Origin of the sequence: Mesorhizobium sp. M1A.F.Ca.IN.022.07.1.1 (assembly GCF_003997575.1) — a bacterium.
Taxonomy (GTDB): domain Bacteria; phylum Pseudomonadota; class Alphaproteobacteria; order Rhizobiales; family Rhizobiaceae; genus Mesorhizobium.
In genome coordinates this window covers 1-2,902 of the sequence record NZ_RZST01000511.1, presented here as the reverse complement: position 1 = coordinate 2,902, position 2,902 = coordinate 1, and the positions used below count along the sequence as shown (strand labels likewise).

Here is a 2,902-nt window from a genome sequence, read left to right as displayed (position 1 = left end):
AGGACCGGGGCTTTCGGCGAACATCCAGCCGGTAAAGATACGGCGGATCTTGCGATCGAGCGTGATCTCGTCGACCTCGACGAAGGAATCGGTCTTCGGCTGTTCGGTCTCAGGCCGAGAGTAGCAGACGCGCGGCGTCACCTGCAGGGCGCCGAACTGCACCGTCTCGTCGATATAGACGTCGAAGGTGATGATGCGGCCGGTGATCTTGTCGATGCCGGCGAATTCGGCGACCGGATTGGTGATGCGGTCGGAAACCGCCGGCGCCGCCGGTGTCTGCGCGGCGGCGAACCCTGCCGTCGAGGCAGCCAGAACGGACGCTGCCGCGAACAGTCCCGTCGAGAGTCGGCCGAAAGAGTTCATGCAGGGATACCGGTGGTTGCGCCCGGGTGATTCTCTCAATCGCCCAAGGCTAGTCAGGGCTGCGCTATCAGCAAGGAGCTAAACGCCAATTGTGGCGACAAAAGACCGAAAACGCGTTTACGAACCGGGCGTCCAAGCGTCGTAGTCGCCGGTGACCTGCGGACGATGCTGGTTGGTCAGAATGGAACCTTGCGGGCGATAGGCGCTCGGCGTTCCTGTGAGGTTGGGCCGGTGCGGCTTCTGCCAATCACGAGCCTTATAGCTCTCGCTCGACGGAGGCGTGTCGACGCGATGATGCATCCAGCCATGCCAGCCCGGAGGGATCTTCGAGGCTTCGGAATAGTCACGATAGATGACCCAGCGGCGGGTGCGACCTTCCGAATCGATGCCGCCCTCGTAATAGACGTTGCCGACCTCGTCCTCGCCGACCTTGTTGCCGAAGCGCCAGGTGTGGAAGCGCGTGCCAAGTGTCTGGCTGTTCCACCAGGTGAAAAACTGCAGCAGGAAAGTCTTCATCCAGATCCTCGTTGCGGCTGCGGCCGCGCCGTTTCCTGCTTATGGCGTCACGTCAACGCGAAGGCAAGGGTTTTGCCCTGCCTGCGATGTAAATGCTTCGTGCCCTAAATCGATACACGCGTGGAGATATCGCCACCTCGGCTTGCCAAGCGTTTGCGCAGTTTCTAAAGCTCGCACGCCGGCAAAGCTGGCGGCTGGCCCGCGCCGGTTGAGGGAGGTGACGATTGGCCCCAGAACGGTCCACCGGCAATCGGATCGGCGCCGAAGACATTCGTCGCCGCAAGGGCGGCGTGCCGATCGTTTGTCTCACCGCCTATACCTATCCGATAGCCCGCATGCTCGATCCGCATGTCGACCTGCTTCTGGTCGGCGACAGCGTCGCCATGGTGCTGCATGGCCATGCCACAACGCTCGGCGCTTCGCTGGAGATGATGATCGCGCACGGACAAGCGGTGATGCGTGGCTCCGCAAAGGCCTGTGTGGTGGTCGACATGCCGGCAGGCAGCTACGAGGCCTCGGTGGCGCAAGCCGTTGCCTCGGCAAGGCTCATCATCGGCGAGACGGGCAGCCAGGCGGTCAAGCTCGAGGGTGGGGTCGACATGGCCGCGCAGATCGCGGCAATCGTCGCGGAAGGCATCCCGGTCATGGGCCATATCGGCCTGCAGCCGCAGTCGGTGGACAAGGACGGCGGCTACAAGATCAAGGGCAGGAGCAGGGAAAACATCGCCGCCCTTTTTCGCGACGCCGAAGCGGTTGAAAAGGCCGGCGCCTTCTCGGTCGTCATCGAGGGCACGGTCGAGGCGGTGGCTTCGGACCTCACCCGTCATATCGCGATCCCGACCATCGGCATCGGCGCCAGCGGCGACTGCGACGGCCAGATCCTGGTGGTAGACGACATGATCGGCATGACCGTCGACCGCGTGCCGAAATTCGTCAAGGAATACGCAGTGCTGCGCGACACCATTGCGGATGCGGCGGCGCGTTACGCCGACGAGGTGCGCAGCCGCGCATTTCCCGGACCTGACCACGTTTTTTCGGCGGCATCGGGCAAGGACCAGGCATGAGCGGGCCAATCGTCGTCGAGAGCGTTGCGGCCCTTCGCGCGCAGATCCGGGATTGGCGCCGGACTGGCCTCAAGATCGCCATGGTGCCGACCATGGGCGCGCTGCATGACGGCCACATCTCGCTGGTCAGGATCGCGCTCGAAAAGGCGGAGCGCTGCGTCGTCTCCGTCTTCGTCAATCCGACCCAGTTCGCGCCGACCGAGGACCTGGACAAATATCCGCGCCAATTGGCCCGCGATCTCGACCAACTGCGGGAAGCAGGCGTGCATCTGGCCTTCACGCCAGGCGTGGCGGAAATGTACCCGGCCGGCTTCGCCACCAAAATCTCGGTCGGAGGCCCCTCCTCCGGCCTGGAGACGGATTTTCGGCCTGCCTTCTTCGACGGCGTCGCCACTGTCGTGGCCAAGCTTTTCCTGCAGGCAGCGCCCGACTGTGCCGTGTTCGGTGAGAAGGACTACCAGCAGCTTTGCGTTGTCAGGCAGCTGTGCCGTGATCTCGATCTGCCGGTCGAGATCGTCGGCGCGCCGACCGTGCGTGATTCCCACGGCCTCGCCATGTCGTCGCGCAACGCCTATCTGGGCGCGGCCGAGCTCGAGATCGCGCGCAAATTCAATGTGGTTCTGCGTCAGACCGCGGCCGAACTCGCGTCCGGCGCGGATGAGGCACGTGGGGTGAGTGAGGCTGCCGAAGCGCTCGTCAGGGCGGGCTTTCGGAAGGTCGACTACGTCGCCGCGCGGGAGGCCGCAACGCTCGCGCCCTGGCGACGAGACCGCGACGGGCGCTTGCTCGCGGCGGCCTGGCTCGGCACCACCAGGCTGATCGACAATGTGGAAATCCCTGCCGCTCCGCCGGCGCTTTAGCCGAGCCGCTTCTCCAGGATAAGCGCGGGCCATCCCGAACTGCCGCCGCAATCCGCTGTCCTGCCTGCCGTCCGAAATCCGTTCGCCTCGTAGAAGGCG

4 protein-coding genes and 1 pseudogene are annotated in these 2,902 nt (G+C 64.4%); 2 read left to right on the top strand and 3 right to left on the bottom strand.

From position 1 onward, the window contains the following. Together EOA75_RS31360 and EOA75_RS31355 are read right to left on the bottom strand one after the other, a co-directional pair. Positions 1-363, bottom strand: a 363-nt coding sequence (locus EOA75_RS31360) for a DUF2155 domain-containing protein (protein ID WP_127326007.1), incomplete at its 3' end; no start/stop codon positions are given. A gap of 117 nt (positions 364-480) precedes the next feature. Next, on the bottom strand, positions 481-879 hold the full coding sequence (locus EOA75_RS31355; protein WP_066989491.1) for an NADH:ubiquinone oxidoreductase subunit NDUFA12: 399 nt from the start codon (positions 877-879) through the stop codon (positions 481-483). A 224-nt stretch (positions 880-1,103) separates the two neighbouring features. On the opposite strand from EOA75_RS31355, the gene panB reads away from it, so the two are divergent. Both panB and panC read left to right on the top strand, forming a co-directional pair. Beyond that, positions 1,104-1,943 carry a 3-methyl-2-oxobutanoate hydroxymethyltransferase gene (gene panB, locus EOA75_RS31350; protein WP_067321592.1) on the top strand — a complete coding sequence of 280 codons (840 nt, stop codon included), beginning with the start codon at positions 1,104-1,106 and terminating at the stop codon, positions 1,941-1,943. Beyond that, positions 1,940-2,803 (top strand): pantoate--beta-alanine ligase, encoded by an 864-nt coding sequence (gene panC / locus EOA75_RS31345; protein ID WP_127326005.1) that lies wholly within the window; start codon positions 1,940-1,942, stop codon positions 2,801-2,803. Before panB ends, panC begins: the two co-directional genes overlap by 4 nt. On the opposite strand, the pseudogene EOA75_RS35410 reads toward panC, so the two are convergent. Next, positions 2,800-2,902, bottom strand: a pseudogene (locus EOA75_RS35410) (GNAT family N-acetyltransferase); the annotation flags it as partial. The gene panC and the pseudogene EOA75_RS35410 sit on opposite strands and share 4 nt — an antisense overlap.